We start from the raw sequence: 1602 nt of genomic DNA, 5'->3' as shown, positions 1-1602 counted from the left end.
GGACCGCCTCTGGCAATAGGTTCATTCAAAGGCTGTCCTGATACAAGCACAAACTCCGTATCACGTTCACTGTTGACTCGCACTTTTGATCCGGTCTCCAATACGGCGAGTTGGCCAGCATTAAGTGGTCGCTGTTTATCGCCGACCTGTATCTGACCTTTCATCAGATACAGGAACGTGTTGTCCGTTTCCTTCACTGTCTGCTCAAACGTGACTCCTGCAGATAAAAAAACATGCAGGTATAGCGGATTAACAAACGGGTTATCAATCACACCACTCACGCCACTATCTGTCTGCCCAGCAATGACCTTGATTGCGGTACCATTGTCTAATCTAGCCACTGGAATCTGCTCAGCATCAAATTCCTGATACTTCGGTTCATTCATTTTTTCTGTTGCCGGCAGGTTAACCCACAACTGGAACCCGGCTAAGCGTCCTTCTTTCTGCTCTGGCATTTCCGAATGAATAATCCCTTTACCTGCCGTCATCCATTGCACACCGCCCGTTTCAATTACCCCGGCATTGCCTGCACTGTCTTCATGACGCATACGCCCTTCTAACATATAAGTCACCGTCTCAAAGCCACGGTGTGGATGTGGAGGAAAGCCAGCAATATAGTCCTGAGGTTTATCGGAACCAAAGGCATCAAACATCAGAAAAGGGTCAAGCATATTGAGCTGTGGTGAGCCGATAATACGAGTAAGCTGTACACCTGCACCGTCTGAGACCCTGTCTCCATTGATGATTTGTCTTAATTCCCTTGTCTGAGTCATCACATTCTCCTGATAAATATTAGCTGACGAGATCAGCAACTTTTTGAGTCAATGTTTCTGTGTCTTGAATCAGACTGCCAGCATCCACCACAGTGACATCATGAATACCCAGAAAATTCATGACCTGATTCAGGTAAGTAGAAGCGTAATCCACTTCACTCCCCAGAGGCACGCCGCCAGAAGCCATCACCAGATACGCTTTTTTCGCCTTCAGCAAACCTTCAGGACCATTTTCTGTGTAACGAAACGTCACTCTTGCTCTGGCAACTTGATCGATCCAGGCTTTTAATACGGCTGGCACACTAAAATTATAAATAGGCGATGCAATGACCAGAATCTCAGCAGCCTGCAACTCTTCTACTAATTGATCCGACGTTTTTAATGCCTGTTTGTTTTGTTCAGTACGTTGCTCGGGGTCGGTAAAATTGGCATGAATCCAATCTTCGTTAATAAATGGAATACCCTTCACTAGATCACGAGATTTGATAGCTAGCCCAGACTGCTTTTGTAATTGCGAGACGAGTTCAGCAGACACCTGGCGTGTCACAGAGTCCTGAATACGTTCACTACTATTGATATGTAAAATCGTGTTATTCATGTTTATTCTCCTGTTTTCGATAACATTATTTAATATTGTCGATAGCCAAATTACCCGCACCATTAGCCACCAGTAACAACAAACCACCGGCAATGGCTAAATCTTTCATAAACAAAATACTCTGCATTTGGTCGGCAAAATTATTATGGAAAATAGCTGCCGCTATCAGCGTAAAACCTGCTAGCAAAAACGCAGAAATACGTGTTTTGAAACCAACTAAGATAGCCAAAC

At 44.6% G+C, this 1602-nt stretch carries 2 protein-coding genes and 1 pseudogene; all 3 read right to left on the bottom strand.

Annotated features, from left to right (window positions below; genetic code table 11):
* A partial coding sequence (locus tag B4K20_RS09990; RefSeq protein ID WP_289282772.1) for a pirin family protein occupies positions 1-773 on the bottom strand: 773 nt, incomplete at its 3' end.
* Positions 774-792: 19 nt separating this feature from the next.
* On the bottom strand, positions 793-1371 hold the full coding sequence (locus tag B4K20_RS09985) for an FMN-dependent NADH-azoreductase (RefSeq protein ID WP_289282771.1): 579 nt from the start codon (positions 1369-1371) through the stop codon (positions 793-795).
* 25 nt (positions 1372-1396) lie between these two features.
* Positions 1397-1602, bottom strand: a pseudogene (locus B4K20_RS09980) (hypothetical protein); the annotation flags it as partial.

This window comes from Methylophaga sp. UBA5088, from assembly GCF_002414625.1.
Classification (GTDB): domain Bacteria; phylum Pseudomonadota; class Gammaproteobacteria; order Nitrosococcales; family Methylophagaceae; genus Methylophaga; species Methylophaga marina.
Note: the sequence above shows the minus strand (reverse complement) of the source record. Positions and strands in the feature narration are given on the sequence as shown.